Raw genomic sequence first — 15,271 nt, 5'->3', positions numbered from 1 at the left:
CCAGCTCGTCAAAATTGAACTCATCTTCTGATTCAGTTGGTAAGCCTGCTTCAACTTGTTCTGACTCAACGGACTCGGACGTTTCTAACGTAGGTTCGCCAGCCATAGATGCTAGAGCATCTTCTTCACTAAACTCAGGAAGATCCAGCTCGTCAAAATTGAACTCTTCTTCGGACTCAGCTGGTAAGTCGGCTTCAATTTGTTCTGGTTCAACGGACTCGGACGTTTCTAACGCAGGTTCGCCAGCCATAGATGCTAGAGCATCTTCTTCGCTGAATTCTGGAAGATCTAGCTCATCAAAATTGAATTCTTCTTCTGAATCGTTGGTCGACTCAGTTTCCGGCTCCAATTCAGGCTCATCCAGTAGCCAATCTTCTTCTTGTGGAACACCGAATTCATTTTCTATTGTATTTGGTGTCGGCGTGAAGGCTGGAATGTCTTCCTCTTGCTCAACGTGAGGCTGTACCTCAGCACCGGACTCCACGGATGGTTCTTGTGTTGAATCAGTATCGGTAGCCTCTTGTTGTAGTGATGAAGCTTCCTCTATCTCCGTTTGTGTTTTTTCAACTTGCTGCGGTAAATCGTCTTCACTATCAAATAGAGCGTCAAGTTCAGCAGAAAAATCCGCTTTTTCTTGTTCTGTTGGCAGAAGTTCTTCACTGTCTGACTCAAATAGGTCGTCTAGCTCGCTCATTAAAGGATCATTCTCTGGTGAGAGGTCCTCTAAATCACCAAGAAATTCATCGTTGCTAAATGGCTCTGAAGCAGCCTCTGGCTCGGTTAATGGTTGCTCTTTTGCAGCTTGTTGCGTGTCTGGTTGGCTTTCACTTAATAAAGCGTCGATGTCCAATCCAGACTCAATGTCCTGATCTTCATGAGTTTGTTCTGACTCAACTACGGAAGATGGCTTTTCGTCGGCGTCTGGCTCACCAAAACCAAGTGATTTCAGTAACTCTTCCTCTTCCGATTTATTCTGCTCTGGGCTCTCGTCCTCTCGAATCAGATCATCAAACGGATCTAAATCAGCTTCAGTCTCTTCATCAAGTTCAGAGGTAACATCATCAATGAGTTCATCCAGTAAGTCTGTGCTATCTGCGTCTAACTCTTCGATCGAGTCATCACCTTCAAAACCAGAGATTGCTTCTAGCTCGTTTAGTGGATCAAACTCGTCTGTGTCATCTTCATCAAAATCAATGAGTTCATCGAGTAGCTCTGTACTGTTTTCATCTAGAACAGGACCTTCATTGGCGTCAGCTTCTCGAACTTCCGATTCGCTAGCCGGTTGTTCATACTGGGCCAATAGCTTATCGATATCGTCGTCAGATGCCTCTCCTACACTAAAGTCATCATCCGAAACAGGCTGTTTTAACTCAGGCTCATCAGTATCTAAATCGAAGTCATCGTTGCCAAGTTCAGCAAACAAGTCATCAAGCATATCCTGGTCGACAGTGTCACTTGGTAACTCTTCTGACGGCTCATCGGCTGCAAGTAACTCGGCAAATGCGTCGTCTGAAAGCGAGTCTGATTTCTCATTCACATCATCCGAAAGATCGAAGCCAGACTCATCGTCATCGAGCACTTCTAGTTCTGGAGCAACCTCATCTAAGGCTCGCTCCATTTCTTCTAAACCAAGCGCTTTTTCTTCGCCGTTGACTTGGATACCATTGTTCGATGACTCAAACTCATCCAGACCAACATCTAGGTCGCCGTCATCGCCAATATCTGCAAATGGGTCATCGTCCCCTTCCAGATTGAAATCCAGTTCTTCATCGTCGAGGTTAGCAAAGACGTCTTCTTCTAAATCTGACTTCTCTTCTTGTAAAGACTGTGTGTTGATATCTTCATCTGCAAACAATTCATCATCAAGCGTGAGCTCTTCATCCAGCTCATCCGCCGCCGCTAAACCGATTGGCGCTGCAAGAGGATCAACGTTTTGCTGTTCCTGCTCAACCGCTTCTTCTCTCGCTTTAGAGCGTCGACCAAGCAGCATAACGACTAGCAAGGCGAGCAAAGCACCAGGAATTAATGCCGCAAGACCAACAAGCCAACCATTCGACAAAATTTTGTCCATGGTGCTTGGTTGCATGCGTTGTTGTTCAGCAAGGCGCTGGCGCTCTTCAGCAAGCAGTTTCTCGACTTCTGAGCGAATGCGTTCTTCGTCATTCAGCTCGCTTTTCAAAGTTTCGACTTCGCTTTGCACTTCTGACAGCATCAATCGAAGACGATGGTTCTTCTCTTCTAATGAGTCTAATTCACTTTGTGAGCCTTGAAGTTTGTCCTTTAGCGCACTGACCTGCTTTTCACCCTGCGGAGAGGTGGTTACTGGTGGCGCAGGGATGACGGGTATTGTTTTCGGAGTTGGTTTTGGCTCCGTTGCTGCCACTGTCTCTGGCTTAGTCGCAGGCTTGGGTTCTACTTTAATTTGTGGCTTTGGTTGCTCGGTGACTCGTTGTGCTGGCGTCGCTCTATTTGTCGGCTTCGGCTGTTTTAACTTAGCTTCATGCGCCTTCATAATCGCAACAGCTTGCGCTGTGGTCGCGCTTTGCACTTGCTCTAGAGAAGGTACTCGTAGCCGACTACCTGGGATCAATTCATGAATGTTTTGGTTCTCAAACGCTTGAGGGTTAATTCGGTAAATGGCAAGAAGCGTTTGTTGAACGGTAACACCGCGTGAAGGTCGTAATTCTGAAGCGATCGACCATAGTGTTTGATTTTCACCAGTCGGACCAAAGAAACGTGACGGTTGAGTATTCGCAGGAGGAGCAGGTAATGCTCGCTCAATATCTTCAGCATAGCTCGGAGATGATTGCACTTCACCAGACGGTCCAACAAGACGAATTCCTTCGGCTTGAACCACTGATGATGTCTGAGTCGCGCTCATCAACACAAGGGCTGCTAACAAACGCTTATAATTTTGACGCATAGAAGGCTCAGTTTTGTGCTAAATACAATTTGAAATGGTGATCGGTTAAATATATCGGATATCGCATGCAAAACTATAGCGTTGAGAATAAAAAATGTGTGGCTCTCGCCATATTCGTACTAATCTCACACTATTTTGTTTCGTTCGTACAAAAAAGCCTCGCACTGTGCGAGGCTTTGAAATGAACTGTAAGCGACTTAGTAGTAATCGCGGATCAGAACTTCTGCGATTTGCACCGCGTTAGTTGCCGCGCCTTTACGCACGTTATCAGCAACAACCCACAGGTTTACGCCGCTATGATGGCTGATATCGTTACGGATACGGCCAACCATTACATGGTCTTTACCGCCCGCATCGCGAACTTGTGTAGGGAAGTCTTCACCGTGGAACACTTCGATACCGTCAGTTTGTTCAAGCAAGTTAACGACTTCTTGTGCATCGATAGGTGAACGAGTCTCAATGTGAAGTGCTTCTGCGTGACCGTAGAATACAGGAACACGTACACACGTTGGATTGACTGTGATTGATGGATCGTTAAAGATCTTCTGTGTTTCCCACACCATTTTCATTTCTTCTTTGGTGTAGCCGTTTTCCATCATTTGATCGATTTGTGGAATACAGTTAAACGCGATCTGTTGAGAGAATTGCTTCTTGTCTGCAGGCAGACCGTTTAGCAGCTTCGCCGTTTGACCTGCTAGCTCATCGATACCCGCTTTGCCTGCACCAGACACCGATTGGTAAGTTGATACGTTAATACGCTCAATACCCACCGCATCGTGAATTGGTTTTAGTGCCACCAGCATTTGGATGGTTGAACAGTTCGGGTTCGCAATGATGTTACGGTTACGAAACTCTGCAATCGCTTCTGGGTTTACTTCAGGCACAACAAGAGGAATGTCGTACTCGTAACGGAAGTGTGATGTATTGTCGATAACAATCACGCCTTCATCAGCGGCAATTGGAGCCCACTTGGCTGATAGCTCACCACCAGCAGAAAACAGTGCGATATGCGCTTGAGACCAATCGAACTCTTCTACGTTTTGAACGCGTACCGTTTTACCATTGAAGCGATAAGTCTTGCCTTCGCTGCGCTCACTCGCGAGTAGGAAGATTTCGCCTACTGGGAATTTGCGCTCTTGAAGCACATCCAAAATTGTTTCACCGACCGCACCGGTCGCACCTAAAATGGCAACATTATATTGCTGGCTCATTGACTTACCTCAATCTGAAAACCTAGTTCTGCTAATGGAGCAAGGTTACATGTTTTGTTACCCACTAGCGTGACAGCGCTGTATTCACGGCGATCCCAGTAGTTTTTACGCATCAGGTCAAAAGCGCCTGGCTTACTGATTTCACGGCGGAAAAGAGCGTCATCTCTACGCACATCATAGATTAACTGCGTGATGTTATGCAGTGTTGCTTCGTCCCAAGCTCTGTCCAATACCATAGTAGGAACAGGCGCGGTTGGCAGTAAATCGCTGGCATGCGCACGTAATTCGTTATTTAAGAACTCACAGTAGCTGTTGAAAATCATCGTTGTACCGCGAGCTTTCCCTTCCAAGCCGTAGCCTGCAACGTGAGGGGTTGCGAATGCTAGCAGAGGCAGAAGCTCCATATCAACCTCTGGTTCAAATTCAAATACGTCGAGTGCCGCTGTAAAGCCATCGTTTTTCAAAAGACGTTGCTTCAAAGCAGCGTTGTCAACGATGGGACCTCGAGCCGCGTTAATCAAAATTTGATCGCTGCGGAGACCATTTAATACCTTCTCATCAATCAAATGATGCGTTGGGTATGGGCCATCTTTGGTGATTGGCGTATGTAGTGTAATGATGTCTGAGCTTTCAATCAGTTCTGTCAGCGGAGTAAAGCTACGAGGATCACCAGCCTCTTGTTTGAATGGGTCATTGATCAGAACTTTAATACCCATGCCTTTCAAACATTTCTCTAGGTAGCTACCTACTTGGCCTGCACCAATAATACCTACCGTCTTGTCAAATATCGAGAAACCTTGTTGCTGAGCGAGCACCATCATCACGCTGAACGCGTATTCCGCCACACCCACTTTGTTACACCCTGGCGCCGCAGTGAAGAAAATGCCTTTCTCTTTTAAGAGTGCTTGGTCAACATGATCCATGCCTGCCGTGGCCGTACCAACAAACTTCAGCTTGTTTGCTTTGCTGATCAGGTCAGCATTCACTTTGGTGACTGAGCGAATCATTAGGGCATCAACATCCACTAAATCATCGGCGGTCAGTGTACGACCTGGTTTTAGAATTACGTTACCGAGTTGGCTGAATAGTTCTTCAGCATACGGCATATTTTCATCAACAATAATTTTCATAGCGCCAGCGTTCTAACATCCATTTGTAAGAGTTCGTTTATTCGCAAGATGCGAAACTAAAGCGATTGTGCCCTTTTCCCGAAAAATCTCAAGATATAACACCAATAAACCTCAAGGAGGTAACTCCTATAGAATCGATTGACGGGAAGCCTAGAGAAAAGCAGAAACAGAGAAAAGAAAAAGCCCGGCTAAATAGCCGGGCAAAGTTCCAGAACAAAAGGATCCTATCCCGCTCTCCATGGGATAGAGTCTGCGTCTGTTCGATCAGTGTGACTGATCAAGCTCTGGAAACTGGATTGTTGGCGTTTACAGTACTCTCGCAAGGCGCCAACAAATTCAGTTAACCTTGGTACTTTTTAATAACCAAAGTTGCGTTTGTGCCGCCAAAGCCAAAGCTGTTTGACATTACGGTCGTTAGCTCTGCATCACGTGCTTCTGTCACGATGTCCAGACCTTGTGCTGCTTCGTCCAAGTTTGAAATATTGATGCTTGGAGCAATGAAGTTTTTGTCTAGCATAAGTGTTGAGTAAATCGCTTCGTGCACGCCCGCTGCGCCGAGTGCGTGACCAGTCATTGCTTTTGTTGCAGAGATTGCAGGGCTGTTCTCACCAAACAATTGTTGGATAGCACCAAGCTCTTTCACGTCACCAACGGGTGTCGATGTACCGTGCGTGTTGATGTAATCCACACCATCAACGTCTTGCATCGCCATCTTCATACAACGAATTGCACCTTCACCTGATGGCGCTACCATGTCGTAGCCATCTGATGTCGCACCGTAACCTACGATTTCACCGTAGATTTTCGCGCCACGTGCCAGTGCGTGCTCTAGTTCTTCAATAACCAGCATGCCGCCGCCGCCCGAGATAACAAAACCGTCACGGTCTGAATCGTATGTGCGAGATGCTTTGTCTGGCGTGTCATTGTATTTGGTTGACAGTGCGCCCATCGCATCAAACATCATAGTTTGAGACCAATCTAGCTCTTCGCCGCCACCAGCAAAAACAATATCTTGTTTGCCTAGTTGAATAAGCTCCATAGCATGGCCGATACAGTGTGCAGATGTTGCACATGCAGAGCTCATTGAGTAGTTCACGCCACGAATCTTAAATGGCGTAGCAAGACAAGCAGAAACAGTAGAAGACATAGTACGAGGAACCATGTAAGGACCAACGCGCTTTACGCCTTTTGCACGCATCGTGTCTGTCGCTACCGTTTGATTGTATGCAGAAGCACCGCCAGAACCTGCAACGATACCGGTACGATCGTTTGAAACCTGCTCTTCTGTAAGACCAGCGTCTGCGATTGCCTGCTCCATTGATAGGTATGCATAAGCAGCCGCATCACCCATAAAGCGCATCTGCTTACGGTCGATGTGTTCCGCCGGGTTGATTTTTAGGTCACCCCATACTTGCGAACGAAGACCGTGTTCTTTGAACTGCTCAGATGCAGTGATGCCAGATTTGCCCGCTTTAAGAGACGCTAGAACTTCTTCGACGTTGTTACCGATACTTGAAACAATACCCATACCGGTGATTACGACTCGTTTCATTATGACATTCCTATAATTCAAAAATCCGCTAGATGATAACTAAGATAGTCAACAAAAGTGGTCAGCTTTCCCATAAATTCGTACAATCGCCCCATTCTTACCGCGCCAAATCACAAATTTGCACCATTATGACTTCAATAAAAAACGCAGAACTTGGTTGGAACGAAGCTGGTACTCCGGTTTCAGACCAATTTGATGATGTTTACTTCTCTAACGTAAACGGTCTTGAAGAGACACGCTACGTTTTCTTAAAACAAAATCATCTCCCAGAAAGATGGCAGGAATTTGACCAAAGACGTTTTGTCATTGGTGAAACAGGATTTGGCACGGGATTAAACTTCTTAGCAGTATGCCAGTGGTTTAGTGAGTTTCGTCGTCAGCATCCGGACGCAACATTGAAAGAGCTGCATTTTATTAGCTTTGAAAAATACCCATTAAGCAAAGCCGATTTAAAGAAGGCGCATGAAGCTTGGCCTGAGCTAGCTGAGTACGCGGAAAAGTTACAAAAGCACTACCCTGCCGCTGTGCCGGAGTGTCATCGCATTGTTTTAGAAGACGGCGCAATCACACTCGACCTTTGGTTTGGTGACATTAAAGACTGCATGCCGCAAGTTCCATACAACGAACAAGGTTTGATTGATGCTTGGTTCTTAGATGGATTCGCGCCAAGCAAAAACCCAGAAATGTGGAACCAAGGCCTGTTCAACAACATGGCAAAGCTAGCCAAGCAAGATTGTACAGTTGCCACGTTTACCGCAGCAGGCTTTGTACGTCGTGGTTTGAACGAAGCTGGCTTTACAATGAAAAAGGTGAAAGGTTTCGGCACTAAGCGAGAAATGATCGCCGGCTCTATGGAGCAACGTGAAAAGCAGTCGAACCATCTCCCTTGGTTCAATCGCTCAGCATCTAGCAATCTTGATTCGATTGCCATCATTGGTGGTGGTATAGCTAGCGCGGCGTTAGCGAAAACGTTAGTTCGTCGTGGCCAAAACGTCACCCTTTACTGTAAAGACAAACAACCAGCCAAAGGAGCTTCAGGCAATCGACAAGGAGCCGTTTATCCACTGCTTAATGGCCCGCACACGGGTGTTTCACGAGTGTTTGCTCCTGCATTTTTGTTCGCACGTCAGTTTGTTGAACAAGCAGCACAAGAGATCGATTTTGATCATGACTGGTGTGGTGTGACTCAGTTGATGTGGGATGACAAATCCACAGACAAACTGGAGAAAATACTTGCGGGTAACTTCACACCAGAGCTCATTCACAAGCTGTCCGCCGAGGAGACTGCGAACACTATCGGGTTACCTATTGATATGGCATCTGTGCACTACCCAATGGGAGGGTGGCTGTGCCCTGCCGAGTTAACTCGTGGGTTAATTAAACAATTGGAGCAGACGTCGTTACTCTCAACGAAGTTTGAACACCATGTTGAGGCATTAGATTGGGATGAAAAGCGTCAGCTCTGGCTACTAACGGCGAGTGGTCAAACATTTGAGCACTCAACGGTTGTAATTGCGAACGGCCATGAGTTCCAGACATTGAGTCAAACCGCTTCCCTACCAATGGGACAAGTGAAAGGACAAGTCAGTCATGCGCCAGCAACCGAAACGCTGAGTCAGCTGAAAACGGTGTTGTGTTACGACGGTTACATGACACCTGTTAACCCAAGTAATCAACACTTGTGTATCGGTGCAAGCTACGACCGCAGTCACCTTGACTACGAATTTGATGAAAACGCCCAAAAAGATAATGCGGAAAAGCTAGTGAAATGTGTACCGAATCAAACATGGGCAAAAGAGGTAGATATCACTGGTAATCAATCTCGCCAAGGTATTCGTTGTGTTAGCCGAGATCACTTACCATTTGTCGGAAATGTGGGTGACTTTGAGACGATCAAAACGCAATACGCCAACTTACAAAATCAAAAAGAAGAAGAGGTAGAAACCATTCATCAGTACCCTAACCTATTCTGCTTCTTAGGTTTAGGATCTCGTGGACTGAGCTCTGCACCATTATTAGCTGAAGTGTTGGCCTCCCAGATCTGTGGGGACCCGCTGCCATTACCTGTTGATGTATTGACCGAACTTCACCCAAGTCGAATGTGGGTTCGTAAACTAAGAAAAGGCAAAGCCATTACCGAGCTGTAAGAGTATTCTCTCGTTTTAATTCCCGACACAGACACGTGTCGGGAATCGCTAACTCATTAAGTCGCTCGTACTGAGATTACTTCAGCAGTGCAACTGCCTGTTTCACTTGCTCTGCCACTTCTGGGTTTACAACCTTACCCGATTCCACGTCAAAATTTTCGTAGAAGCTCGGCACAGATAACGATGCCTTTACATCCGCGCCAAAAAATTGAGCAGAACCTGTCGCCGCCGCAAGAACACTTTGTGCACCACCGGGACCTGGGGAAGTTGCTAAATAAACGACAGGTTTGTTTTGAAATACATTACGCTCAATGCGCGTCGCCCAATCGAACAAGTTTTTATAGGCCGCTGGGTACGAACCGTTATGCTCTGCGAAGGAAACAACGATAGCGTCAGCCTTCGCCAAGTCACGTAAAAACGCGACAGCCCCTTCAGCTTGACCTATTTCTTTCTCTTTGTCCTCGCTAAACATTGGCGCTTGATAATCGTTTAAGTCTAGAACATTCACTTGAGCGCCTTCGACTTGATTTGCTGCGTATGTAGCAAGTAGTTTGTTGATTGAGGTAGAGCTGGTAGATGCACCAAATGCGACAATTTTCATGGTTGTAATCCTTTGTTCACGTTTTATGCTGATCAGAATAAAAGTTGAACAGTTTCGCTACAACCACAAAAATTTTATGGAAAGGTTCGAATTTTTCGAAGTAGTAAATTGCTAGGATTAAATAAAGGGAGAACGCTGCTTAGGGATTAAGCCTGAGCCTGGAGCTCTTGCCACAAATCACTGACAATCACGCGATCGGCCGGGCTTAACTCGGTACGCGCATCTTCTAAGCTGCTCTCAATGCGTGACTTCAGCTCAGTAATATCGCTAATCCCTTCTTCTTCACAAGACGCCGCGGATAAAGAGATGTGACCACGTAAATAACCACCAGCAAACAATTCATCGTCAGATGCTGTTTCAATTCGAGCATCAATCAGTTCCAGTAGTTTTTCTTCAAATTCAATAATCATGGTGTATCTCTGAGGTTATTAGTGGTTATTTAACGCAAAAGTCCGACGCTTCCAGTGGCTTAGTTTGATAAAATGCGCGCAGGGCATCAGAAAGCATTTTCACTCGCAAAGGCAAGCCAACGTCCAAAATACCTAGCACTTCTTTATGCACTTTTTTCATAAAGCCGAGCCTATCTGGTTCAAAATCGCCGTGTAGATTGTCACAACTCACCGTAAAAGGGAAGCCAGCGCTTTGTGCCAGAATCCATTCATAAGCTTGAGGTCGCACTTCAACTTTCTCAAACTCCGCTTGAACTTCTGCTGTTCGCCCATCGGGTTCATACCAATAACCAAAATCTTCCAGCAAACGACGCTCTGGACCAGCCACACACCAATGCGAGATCTCGTGTAAAGCAGAGGCGTAAAAACCCCGAGCAAAAATAATCCGATGATGAGGGTGTTCATCATCAGCAGGAAGATAAATAGGCTCATCACCACCTAACTCTAATTTCGTATTAAATTGTTCTAAAAAGGTGTCATTAAAAATGGTGATTAAGTCTTGGTATTCGTGGGTCATCGTCGAGTTTGTACTTCAGTTTGACATGCGCTGCATATTGTCGCTGTTTTTAGCTATGAGGTAAAGGCAACCCCACATTTTTGGTTATTAGTTGAATTTATCTGAACATCGCTTTCTCCATACAATTTCTCATTCGTCAGCGTACTTATTTACCACTACACTCTCGCCTTATTTTGATGTCGTTCAAACCGCTATTTTTAAGCCGTTTGATTACAAGCATGTTGCTGGTTTTAATCACTTTTTAAGAGAGATAGAACCGTTTGTAAGTGTTGTTACTTCGCCTACGCTGATTCTCGTAGAACGTAGTGACTTTTTACGTTGAGTGTTTCCCTATGTTGCTAAGTGTGTTGTATATCATTGGTATCACGGCTGAAGCCATGACAGGTGCGTTAAGTGCTGGTAGAAGAAAGATGGACTGGTTTGGTGTTATGTTGGTGGCCAGCGCAACGGCCATTGGTGGTGGCACCGTACGTGACATTCTATTAGGCCACTACCCTCTTGGTTGGGTAAAAAACCCAGAGTTCCTTGCAATTACGTGTGTTGCAGGTGTGCTAACAACAGGTTTAGCGAAATGGGTGATTAAGCTAAAAGGCCTGTTCATTCGCCTTGATGCGTTAGGTCTAATCGTATTCAGCATCATCGGAACAAAAATTGCGATGGGCATGGGCTTGCACCCTGGTATTTGTATGGTTTCAGCGTTAGTAACGGGTGTATTCGGTGGGCTACTTCGCGACTTAATCTGTCGCCAAACACCATTGGTACTGCATGAAGAGCTTTACGCTTCTGTCGCTCTTATCGCATCAGGAATGTACTTAGCGCTATTAGAATTCAATGTTCCCGAAGTCACTGCCACTATTATTACACTGGTTACTGGTTACATGTTGCGTATGGCTGCGGTACGCTTTAAGTGGCGTCTGCCTTCTTTCCATTTGGAAACCGAAGGCTCGATTCATTAAGCAAAAACTACTTAAACAAAAAAGGTTGCCTGATAAAATTGTGCCACCCGCGATTCAGTGAGTGGCATAATTTTATATTCAGTCATCCTGAACAGCGACGAAGGAGCATGATTCAGGATCTATTATCCGAGCACTCTGTTGTCAGAGATGTTTCTTTCTCTTTTCATCGTGCTGAAATTAGATTCCTAGTCTCGCTATAGCTCGCTGGAATGACACAAAGCTCTTAAATCTTCGGTGTTTCAGTTGTTACGCCATGGTTTTGACCACGGTGGCGTAGTAAATGATCCATCACCACAATTGCCAGCATCGCTTCTGCGATAGGCACAGCACGAATACCCACACATGGGTCATGACGACCTTTGGTGATCAACTGAGTTGGTTCACCTTCTTTTGTGATGGTCTCACCCGGCACAGTGATACTTGATGTTGGCTTAAGCGCAATGTTTGCGACAATGTCTTGACCAGTCGAGATACCACCAAGAATGCCACCCGCATGATTACTACCAAAACCTTCAGGAGCAAGCGTATCACGGTGCTGACTGCCTTTTTGGTTTACCACCTCGAAACCGTCTCCGATTTCTACGCCTTTCACCGCGTTGATGCTCATTAGTGCGTGCGCGATGTCTGCATCCAGACGGTCAAATACGGGTTCCCCGAGACCAACAGGCACGTTAGTTGCCATAACCTGGATTTTTGCGCCAATAGAGTCGCCTTCTTTTTTCAGGTCACGGATAAGTTGGTCAAATGCTTCTACTTTGTCAGCATCAGGGCAGAAGAATGCATTGTTCTCGATTTCGCTCCAATCTACCTTGTCGATAGATACATCACCCATTTGTGACAAGTAAGCACGAATCTCAACACCAAACTCATCTTTTAAGTATTTCTTCGCGATTGCACCAGCCGCCACACGCATTGCGGTTTCACGAGCTGAAGAACGGCCGCCACCGCGATAGTCGCGGATGCCGTATTTTTGGTGGTAAGTGTAATCAGCATGACCCGGTCTGAACTTATCTTTGATGTCAGAGTAGTCTTTTGAGCGCTGATCGGTGTTTTCAATTAGCAAACCGATCGATGTGCCCGTGGTTTTGCCTTCAAAAACGCCAGAAAGAATTTTAACTTCATCCGGTTCACGACGTTGTGTGGTGTAACGTGATGTGCCTGGACGACGGCGGTCGAGATCGATTTGTAGATCTGCTTCTGTAATTTCCAACCCCGGAGGACATCCGTCTACGATACATCCCAGTGCGATACCGTGACTTTCCCCGAATGTCGTCACTCGGAAATGTTGTCCGATACTGTTTCCTGCCATTACTTCCTCAAGTTTTTATCGCCACGCTCTCTCAAAACAGAGCATAGCTGCTTTCCAATTCTTCGTGGATTCATAGTGGCTTTATTACGTTTTGATGTAAAGAGTTAATATCGGCGAGGTATGCATAAAAAAAACACCGAGCATAAAGCTCGGTGTTTTGATGTTTAGTGCAAGACTCTATTAGTCTTTGTACAGTTTAAACTCTTCTGCACACTCAACCAGCTGGTCACGCGTTAGCATAAATACGCCATGACCGCCGTTCTCGAACTCAATCCAAGTAAATGGAATCTCTGGATACTGTTCCATCATATGAATCATTGAGTTTCCGACTTCACAAATAAGAATGCCGTTATCTGTTAGATAATCTGGCGCGTTAGCAAGAATACGACGCACTAGTTTTAGACCATCCGTACCCGCAGCTAAACCAAGCTCAGGCTCATGCGTGAACTCATCTGGCAGGCTGTTCATGTCTTCTTCATCCACATATGGTGGGTTGGACACGATTAGATTGTATTTCTCTTTTGGAAGATCACGGAACAAATCAGAGCGAATTGGGAACACTTGCTGCTCCATGCCGTGATCTTGTACGTTTTGCTCAGCCACTTGTAGAGCATCTGTAGAGATGTCGATAGCATCCACTTCTGCTTCAGGGAAAGCGTGCGCACAAGCAATCGCGATACAACCAGAACCCGTACATAGGTCCATGATGCGCGTAGGCTCTTCCACCAACCAAGGTTGGAATTCCGCTTGAATCAATTCGCCGATAGGAGAACGTGGCACAAGTACACGCTCATCAACGAAGAACTCAAGACCGCAGAACCATGCTTTGTTTGTTAGGTACGCTGTTGGCGTACGCTCGTTGATGCGTTTTACTACGCGCTCAACAATACGCAGACGCTCGCTTGTCGTTAGGCGAGAGTTCAATACGTGCGGAGGCACATCAATCGGCAAGTATAAGGTTGGCAGGATAAGCTGAACTGCTTCATCCCACGCATTATCAGTACCATGACCGTAAAACAGGTTCGCTGCATTAAAGCGGCTTACCGTCCAACGAATCATATCTTGAAGGGTATGCAGTTCCGATACCGCTTCTTCTACAAAAATCTTATCCAAAATTGCCTCCGAAAAGCGCTACAATACTGCCAATAAAGTTTATTAATGAAATTGTTTACCTAATGAGCAAAAAAGACACCGAGAACGATGACGATTTCGCCTTGTTTCAGGAAGCAGTACAGGGCGTAAAAAAGTTGCGACAGGATACCATAATCCAGCAACCAAAAAAAAATACTAAGCAAAAAGAAATCAAGCGCTCCAACCGTGAAGCGAGTGACTCTGAATTTTACTTTTCAGACGAGTTTGTCCCTCTATTAAACGATGAAGGTCCAACTCGTTATGCACGTGACGACGTCTCCACTTATGAAGTCAAACGTCTACGTCGTGGCGTGTATGTACCGGACGTGTTCCTCGATATGCACGGCATGACACAGCAAGAAGCAAAACGCGAGCTTGGTGCGATGATAGCCTATTGCATCAAAAACGAGATTCATTGTGCGTGTGTGCAACATGGTATTGGGAAACACATCCTGAAACAGAAAGCCCCACTTTGGTTAGCACAGCATCCTGACGTTATGGCTTTTCACCAAGCGCCACTAGAATTTGGTGGTGATGGTGCGTTGTTAGTGTTGCTTTCAATTCCTGAAAAGTAACAAGCTTGCTGTATACACGACGAAACGAAAAGGCAGGGATCTCCTGCCTTTCTTATTCTGTCTCTAATTTGCAAACGCTTATTTTGGTTTAGACACTTATGGCGTAATATGCCAAAGCACTTCACCATTTTGTGTTTGTAAATCATATTCAATGCACACTAGCCCTGATGTAGGAAACATCGGTGGTGTCATGTCTTTTACAAACTCTGAAGTCAGATAACCGACCAAAGGCAAATGCGATACGAACAAAAGCGAGTCCAATTGTTCGACTTCGATTAATGCACTTGCGAAATCGAAGACATGCTCGGACTGGCCATAAGGTGTAATATCTTCACAAGTTTCAATGCTTTTTGCAGAGAAATACGCACTGATCTCTTGCCAAGTTTGTTGAGCTCTAATGTACGGACTCACCAACACTTTATCGAATTGCGCAAAACCCTGTTCTTTACAGGCTCTCGCAACCGCTTCTGATTCGACTCTGCCTCTTGGGGTCAATTGTCGTGCTGCGTCTGAATCTGCAAAATGCTCGGCTTCACCGTGACGCATGATGAATATTTTCATGTTATTTCCTAGGGATAGCTAACGCTACCAAAAGGTTGACTGCTATCTTTATTGGATAGACGGGGCTAACTTTAACAATGACGAAACAAAAATACTGATATAATTATCTGTTCATTATACCAATTCGCTTGTTAAAGATAGCGACTTTCTTAACAATCTATTAAAAGAATGTACTCAGTTCATCACACTATTTAACTGTGCAATGAGTT

Annotated in this window: 13 protein-coding genes; 3 read left to right on the top strand and 10 right to left on the bottom strand. The window is 45.5% G+C overall.

All coding sequences use genetic code 11. The features are described 5' to 3' along the window. The 4 genes from R8O70_RS14150 to fabB form a co-directional block, all read right to left on the bottom strand. On the bottom strand, window positions 1–2,923 hold a 2,923-nt coding region (locus tag R8O70_RS14150), incomplete at its 3' end, for a FimV/HubP family polar landmark protein (protein WP_318184219.1). Between the two features lie 197 nt (window positions 2,924–3,120). After that, window positions 3,121–4,134: an aspartate-semialdehyde dehydrogenase gene (locus tag R8O70_RS14145; protein WP_005380562.1), complete on the bottom strand. Its 1,014-nt coding sequence runs from the start codon at window positions 4,132–4,134 to the stop codon at window positions 3,121–3,123. Then, complete coding sequence (locus R8O70_RS14140; protein ID WP_258623386.1) at window positions 4,131–5,264, bottom strand: 4-phosphoerythronate dehydrogenase; 1,134 nt, start codon at window positions 5,262–5,264, stop codon at window positions 4,131–4,133. The genes R8O70_RS14145 and R8O70_RS14140 overlap by 4 nt, the downstream gene beginning before the upstream one ends. A gap of 340 nt (window positions 5,265–5,604) precedes the next feature. After that, window positions 5,605–6,816 carry a beta-ketoacyl-ACP synthase I gene (fabB, locus tag R8O70_RS14135; protein ID WP_213963850.1) on the bottom strand — a complete coding sequence of 404 codons (1,212 nt, stop codon included), beginning with the start codon at window positions 6,814–6,816 and terminating at the stop codon, window positions 5,605–5,607. Between the two features lie 128 nt (window positions 6,817–6,944). Here fabB and mnmC point away from each other — a divergent pair, with 128 nt between their 5' ends. Then, window positions 6,945–8,963, top strand: a complete 2,019-nt coding sequence (gene mnmC, locus R8O70_RS14130; protein WP_258623388.1) for a bifunctional tRNA (5-methylaminomethyl-2-thiouridine)(34)-methyltransferase MnmD/FAD-dependent 5-carboxymethylaminomethyl-2-thiouridine(34) oxidoreductase MnmC — start codon at window positions 6,945–6,947, stop codon at window positions 8,961–8,963. 76 nt (window positions 8,964–9,039) lie between these two features. Here mnmC and R8O70_RS14125 read toward each other — a convergent pair whose 3' ends face one another. The 3 genes from R8O70_RS14125 to R8O70_RS14115 all read right to left on the bottom strand — a co-directional run bounded on the left by R8O70_RS14125 (window position 9,040) and on the right by R8O70_RS14115 (window position 10,530). After that, window positions 9,040–9,564: an NADPH-dependent FMN reductase gene (locus R8O70_RS14125; protein WP_138939541.1), complete on the bottom strand. Its 525-nt coding sequence runs from the start codon at window positions 9,562–9,564 to the stop codon at window positions 9,040–9,042. 146 nt (window positions 9,565–9,710) lie between these two features. Then, window positions 9,711–9,974, bottom strand: a complete 264-nt coding sequence (locus tag R8O70_RS14120; RefSeq protein ID WP_005380548.1) for a YfcL family protein — start codon at window positions 9,972–9,974, stop codon at window positions 9,711–9,713. Between the two features lie 25 nt (window positions 9,975–9,999). Continuing rightward, entirely contained in the window at window positions 10,000–10,530 is a 531-nt protein-coding gene (locus R8O70_RS14115; RefSeq protein ID WP_005380546.1) for an elongation factor P hydroxylase, read from the bottom strand. A 332-nt stretch (window positions 10,531–10,862) separates the two neighbouring features. Here R8O70_RS14115 and R8O70_RS14110 point away from each other — a divergent pair, with 332 nt between their 5' ends. Next, a complete protein-coding gene (locus R8O70_RS14110) occupies window positions 10,863–11,486 on the top strand; it encodes a trimeric intracellular cation channel family protein (protein ID WP_065274738.1) in 624 nt (207 codons plus the stop codon). Window positions 11,487–11,709: 223 nt separating this feature from the next. Here the strand turns inward: R8O70_RS14110 and aroC are convergent, their stop codons facing one another. Both aroC and prmB read right to left on the bottom strand, forming a co-directional pair. Further along, the gene (aroC, locus tag R8O70_RS14105; protein WP_258644924.1) at window positions 11,710–12,795 is read right to left on the bottom strand and encodes a chorismate synthase; all 1,086 of its coding nucleotides are present in this window, start codon (window positions 12,793–12,795) and stop codon (window positions 11,710–11,712) included. A gap of 180 nt (window positions 12,796–12,975) precedes the next feature. After that, complete coding sequence (gene prmB / locus R8O70_RS14100) at window positions 12,976–13,908, bottom strand: 50S ribosomal protein L3 N(5)-glutamine methyltransferase (RefSeq protein WP_005380541.1); 933 nt, start codon at window positions 13,906–13,908, stop codon at window positions 12,976–12,978. Window positions 13,909–13,970: 62 nt separating this feature from the next. Here prmB and smrB point away from each other — a divergent pair, with 62 nt between their 5' ends. Beyond that, complete coding sequence (smrB, locus tag R8O70_RS14095) at window positions 13,971–14,501, top strand: endonuclease SmrB (protein ID WP_005380539.1); 531 nt, start codon at window positions 13,971–13,973, stop codon at window positions 14,499–14,501. 96 nt (window positions 14,502–14,597) lie between these two features. Here the strand turns inward: smrB and sixA are convergent, their stop codons facing one another. Then, window positions 14,598–15,062: a phosphohistidine phosphatase SixA gene (sixA, locus tag R8O70_RS14090; RefSeq protein ID WP_005380537.1), complete on the bottom strand. Its 465-nt coding sequence runs from the start codon at window positions 15,060–15,062 to the stop codon at window positions 14,598–14,600. Between the last annotated feature and the right edge of the window lie 209 nt (window positions 15,063–15,271).

The sequence above is a fragment of the Vibrio sp. 779(2023) genome (assembly GCF_033344285.1).
Lineage (GTDB): Bacteria > Pseudomonadota > Gammaproteobacteria > Enterobacterales > Vibrionaceae > Vibrio > Vibrio alginolyticus.
This window is presented reverse-complemented; position numbering and strand designations above follow the sequence as displayed.

What these genes read in the sequence shown, in the direction of transcription:
- R8O70_RS14145 (WP_005380562.1), bottom strand. Translation starts at nt 4,134, where the DNA reads ATGAGCCAGCAATATAATGTTGCCATTTTAGGTGCGACCGGTGCGGTC.
- R8O70_RS14140 (WP_258623386.1), bottom strand. Translation starts at nt 5,264, where the DNA reads ATGAAAATTATTGTTGATGAAAATATGCCGTATGCTGAAGAACTATTC.
- fabB (WP_213963850.1), bottom strand. Translation starts at nt 6,816, where the DNA reads ATGAAACGAGTCGTAATCACCGGTATGGGTATTGTTTCAAGTATCGGT.
- mnmC (WP_258623388.1), top strand. Translation starts at nt 6,945, where the DNA reads ATGACTTCAATAAAAAACGCAGAACTTGGTTGGAACGAAGCTGGTACT.
- R8O70_RS14125 (WP_138939541.1), bottom strand. Translation starts at nt 9,564, where the DNA reads ATGAAAATTGTCGCATTTGGTGCATCTACCAGCTCTACCTCAATCAAC.
- R8O70_RS14120 (WP_005380548.1), bottom strand. Translation starts at nt 9,974, where the DNA reads ATGATTATTGAATTTGAAGAAAAACTACTGGAACTGATTGATGCTCGA.
- R8O70_RS14115 (WP_005380546.1), bottom strand. Translation starts at nt 10,530, where the DNA reads ATGACCCACGAATACCAAGACTTAATCACCATTTTTAATGACACCTTT.
- R8O70_RS14110 (WP_065274738.1), top strand. Translation starts at nt 10,863, where the DNA reads ATGTTGCTAAGTGTGTTGTATATCATTGGTATCACGGCTGAAGCCATG.
- aroC (WP_258644924.1), bottom strand. Translation starts at nt 12,795, where the DNA reads ATGGCAGGAAACAGTATCGGACAACATTTCCGAGTGACGACATTCGGG.
- smrB (WP_005380539.1), top strand. Translation starts at nt 13,971, where the DNA reads ATGAGCAAAAAAGACACCGAGAACGATGACGATTTCGCCTTGTTTCAG.
- sixA (WP_005380537.1), bottom strand. Translation starts at nt 15,062, where the DNA reads ATGAAAATATTCATCATGCGTCACGGTGAAGCCGAGCATTTTGCAGAT.